This is a genomic window from Pseudomonas sp., from assembly GCF_037994325.1.
Classification (GTDB): domain Bacteria; phylum Pseudomonadota; class Gammaproteobacteria; order Pseudomonadales; family Pseudomonadaceae; genus Aquipseudomonas.
In genome coordinates this window covers 1-4,154 of sequence record NZ_JBBNAH010000395.1, presented here as the reverse complement: position 1 = coordinate 4,154, position 4,154 = coordinate 1, and the positions used below count along the sequence as shown (strand labels likewise).

General features: G+C 59.8%; 4 protein-coding genes. 3 read left to right on the top strand and 1 reads right to left on the bottom strand.

All coding sequences use genetic code 11. From position 1 onward, the window contains the following. A partial coding sequence (locus AAAB16_RS13385) for a YebC/PmpR family DNA-binding transcriptional regulator (protein ID WP_340663768.1) occupies positions 1-427 on the bottom strand: 427 nt, incomplete at its 3' end. 271 nt (positions 428-698) lie between these two features. Here AAAB16_RS13385 and AAAB16_RS13380 point away from each other — a divergent pair. The 3 genes from AAAB16_RS13380 to AAAB16_RS13370 form a co-directional block, all read left to right on the top strand. Continuing rightward, a complete protein-coding gene (locus tag AAAB16_RS13380) occupies positions 699-1,493 on the top strand; it encodes a protein phosphatase 2C domain-containing protein (protein ID WP_340663767.1) in 795 nt (264 codons plus the stop codon). A 141-nt stretch (positions 1,494-1,634) separates the two neighbouring features. Next, the gene (locus AAAB16_RS13375) at positions 1,635-3,302 is read left to right on the top strand and encodes a protein kinase (protein WP_340663766.1); all 1,668 of its coding nucleotides are present in this window, start codon (positions 1,635-1,637) and stop codon (positions 3,300-3,302) included. Positions 3,303-3,399: 97 nt separating this feature from the next. Further along, the coding region (locus AAAB16_RS13370; RefSeq protein ID WP_340663765.1) for an FHA domain-containing protein at positions 3,400-4,154 on the top strand (755 nt) is incomplete at its 3' end.

Below are 4,154 nucleotides of genomic sequence, written 5' to 3'. Positions count from 1 at the left end.
CGGCATCGCCTTCCGGGCTGGCTTCGATCAGGCCTACGTGGTCGAAATCCCAGGTGACCGAACCGCTGGCGCCCATTTGGCCTTTGCGGAACAGCACGCGGATTTCGGCGACGGTGCGGTTGATGTTGTCAGTCAGGCATTCAATGATCACCGGCACTTGGTGCGGGGCGAAGCCTTCGTAGGTGGCGGAGTGAAAGGTCACGGTGTCGCCCAGCAGCCCGGCGCCTTTTTTGATCGCGCGCTCCAGGGTCTCTTTGGGCATCGAGGCCTTTTTCGACTGGTGGATAGCCAGGCGCAGCTTGGGGTTGAGGTCCGGGTCGGCGCCGTTACGCGCGGCGATCATGATTTCCTTCACCAAGCGACCAAAAATCTTGCCTCTGGCGTTGGCGGCGGCTTCTTTCGGTTTGGCTTTCCACTGTGCGCCCATGCTGGCTCTCTTGCTCTGTACTGGTTGGTAAGCGGCTCGTGGCGCGGTTTAGGGGGCCGGGAAGGCGGCAAAACCAGTGCGACGAAATAAGGATGGCGATTTTAGTCGCTCTGGCCGGCGCTGGCACCCCCTGAAATCGAGTCTCTTGTCGCATGCTCAAGCCTCGACTGTTTAACAGTTCCGGGGAAAAACGATGACAGGCATGTGTCGGCGGCAGCATTATTCGCCGTCTCGCTAAGCCCAACTCCGTCAATAAGGTGCCTTTTGGCTTATGCCCACTCCTTCTGCCTCAGTCTCGCTCGGCTACGCCGCCCTCTCGGTCAGCGGTCGGGTGCGCAGCCATAACGAAGACGCGGTGCTCTGCTGCCCAGCCCTGCAATTGTGGGCGGTGGCCGACGGCATGGGCGGCCATCAGCGCGGCGAAGTAGCCAGCGCCATTGCCCTGGATACCCTGCTGGAAGCAGTAGAGCAGGGCGAAAACCTGGAAACCGCTGCGCATAGCGCCAACGCCGCGATTATCGCCGCCGGCGCCGAAGATGCTGAGTCACAGGGTATGGGCACCACCCTGGTAGCGGTGCAGTTCAAGGGCGCGCAATTTGAATTGGCCTGGGCCGGCGACAGCCGTGCCTATCGGGTGAGCGGGCAAGGCATCGAGCAAGTCAGCCGCGACCACAGCTTGGTGCAAAGCCTGGTGGATGCCGGCGAACTCACCGCCGAAGAAGCGCGCAACCATCCGCGGCGCAATGTTGTTACCCGGTGCCTCGGCCACCCGGAGCAAGTATTGGAAGTTAGCGTGGTGCGCGGCACCCTGGCTGCCGGCGAGCTGCTGTTGTTGTGCAGCGATGGCCTAAGCGGCGAATTACGCGATGACGATATTCAGCACCTGTGCGCCAATGCCGGCACCCTGGACGAATTGGTCGAGCACTTAATTGCCAGCGCCAACGAGTCGGGCGGGCGTGACAACATTTCCTGCATCGTGATCGGCCTCGCAGTCGTGGAACAAATCGGCGCCCATCAACGGCCACAAAGTTTCCTCAGGAAACTTTTGAATTTAAGAAAACTCTGACAATTTGTTGGAAAATGCGCCGAAACTCAGCGAACCTTCGCCGGGCGCCATTCAAACCTGTTGGGCGCCACTGCCGATTTCTTTGCGCCCCATGCTCTAGAGCCTGCGGGCCAATAACTACAAGATGCGTAGTACCTCCTTATGAATGACAGCTTGCTAGAAATTCCTGGTTATCTCGTGCATGGCCGGTTGGGTAAGGGCGGCATGGCCGAGGTGTACTTGGCCACGCAGGAATCGTTGCATCGCCAAGTGGCGATCAAGGTACTGCTTAGCGCCGACGACGAAGCCTTCAGCAAGCGCTTTATTAAAGAGGGGCATATCGTTGCCTCGCTGCATCACCCCTCGATCATCACCATTTACGACATCGACCAACTGCCCGATGGCCGCTATTACCTGGCCATGGAATTTGTTGCCGGTGGCGACCTGGCCCAGCACAAAGGTGAAGTGTTCGAGGCGCAGCGCGCGTTTACCATCGTGCGGCAGATCGCCAGCGGCCTGGCCGTGGTGCACGACAAAGGCATGGTGCACCGCGATATCAAGCCGGCCAATATTTTGTTCCGCGCCGATGGCACGGCGGTGATCACCGACTTTGGCATCGCCAAAGAGCTGGACCTCAACAGCGAACTGACTCAGTTCAATGTCGCCGTCGGCAGCCCCGCCTACAGCAGCCCCGAACAGGCGCAGTGCGAACCGCTGGATGCGCGCAGCGATATCTACAGCCTGGGCGTGATCTTGCTGGAAATGCTCACCGGCGCTAACCCCTACAAAGGCTCTAGCTACACGCAAACGGTGATGAACCATGTGCAGATGGAGGCACCGGAGCTGCCCGATCACCTGCGCCAGTTTCAGCCTTTCCTCAGCCGCATGCTGGCCAAAGACCCGGATGAGCGTTTTGCCGATTGCCATGTGCTGCTGGCCAGCCTGGCCGAACTGAACGAGCAAGACCTGGATCACACCCGTATTGCGCCGGTCGTGGCCATAAAGGGCAAAGGCAAGACGACATCCCGAGGTGAGGTCAGCGAGGCGCCGTTCAATGTGCCAACGTCGAAAGTGGCGGTGAAGGTACCCAAGGTGCGCAAGGGCAAGTCCAAGCTGTGGCCGGCGCTGCTAGGCCTGGTCTTGGTCGCTGGTATTGCGGGTGTGGGTGGCTATTACTATCAGCAAAAGCAGAAAGTCGCGGAGTTTCTGACCCAGGGTGAACTGAGCCTGAACGAGGGCAAGTTGGTTGAGCCGCCGGAGCACAACGCCGACTACTTTTACCGCCAGGCGCTGCTGATTGATAAAAACAATGCAGCGGCGTTGGACGGTTTGCAGCGCGTGCTGCAGGCACGTATTGCCAACAGCCTGAACCTGGCGCAACAGGCCGCCAGCGCCGACCGCTTGATTCTGCCGGAGGGCGACAATGCGGTGTTCTATTACCAGCAAGTGCTGGGCTGGTCGCCGGGCAATGACCAAGCGCTTACAGGCTTGCAGGCGGTAGCCGAACGCTTCTTCGATTTGAGCGAAGCGGCCTACGACAAACTTCAATTCGAGCAAGCGTTGCAGCTGGTCAAAAGCGGCCTGGAAGCGCAGCCCGATAACGAGAAATTGCTGAAAAGCCTGGATGGCCACGACGAGCGCGTGCGCAAAACCCAGGAAGCCATTGCAGCTCGCGCCGCAGCAGCGAAGAAAAAAGCCGCTGCCGCAGCCGCCGCGAAAGTAACGCCCAGCCGCGCCGCGCCTGCGAGCAACAGTGCGGCCGCCGCGCCTGCCGCTGAAGAAAATAATCCGAATGTAGTCAAACGCTTGTGGAATAAACTCTTCAACTAGTGGCAAAGTGACACTCCCTTGCGCGAGGCTACGGCGGGCCTCGCCATAGGGACATTCACACCCCGCTGGCTGTCATTTCTCAAGGTCGTACCCGAACATGCTCAGGATTCATTTCAGCGACAACCGTCAGGCCCCCATCTGGTTGGTCGACGAGCGTTTCACCATCGGCCAGGACAGCCGCAACAACCTGGTGCTGGCTGACACCGATATCAGCCCCTTCCATGCGGAAATCCGCCAGGACCACGGCCTTTACTACCTCACCGACTGCGGCACCGCCGCTGGCACCTTTGTGAATGGTGAGCGGGTGGGCGCCCGTTACCAGTTGCGCTCCGACGACAAAGTGCGCATCGGCAGCCTGGAGTTGACGCTGATCGACCCGGCCAAAAGCAAACCGAAACCGGTCGCCGCGCCGCGTTGGTTTTTGCAGGTCATTACCGGCGAGCAGCATCAGGGGCATAAATTTCATGTCACCGGCTCAATGACTTTTGGCCGCTCGGTGAAGTGCGAAATGTGCTTTGGCGACCTGGAGCTGTCCCGCCGTCACGCCGAATTCTTCCTTAAAGACGAAGTGCTGGAGATCAAGGACCTGGCCTCGGCCAATGGTGTGTTTGTCAACCACCAGAAAGTCAGCATGGCCGTGCTGCAACCGGGCGACCAAGTGCGCATGGGCTCGGTGACCTTGTTGGTGATTGGGCCGAAGGTCGACATCGCGCAGGCCGACGACGAAGACGCCACCTTGTTTATGCCGATCGCCAATGTGCCGAAACCCACGGTGGTCCGCCCAGCCGTTCAGGCTGCCACGCTTAATCCGCTAAAAGTGGCGGCGGCGCAGGCTGCGGTACAGGTGCAGGA

What these genes read in the sequence shown, in the direction of transcription:
- AAAB16_RS13380 (WP_340663767.1), top strand. Translation starts at nt 699, where the DNA reads ATGCCCACTCCTTCTGCCTCAGTCTCGCTCGGCTACGCCGCCCTCTCG.
- AAAB16_RS13375 (WP_340663766.1), top strand. Translation starts at nt 1,635, where the DNA reads ATGAATGACAGCTTGCTAGAAATTCCTGGTTATCTCGTGCATGGCCGG.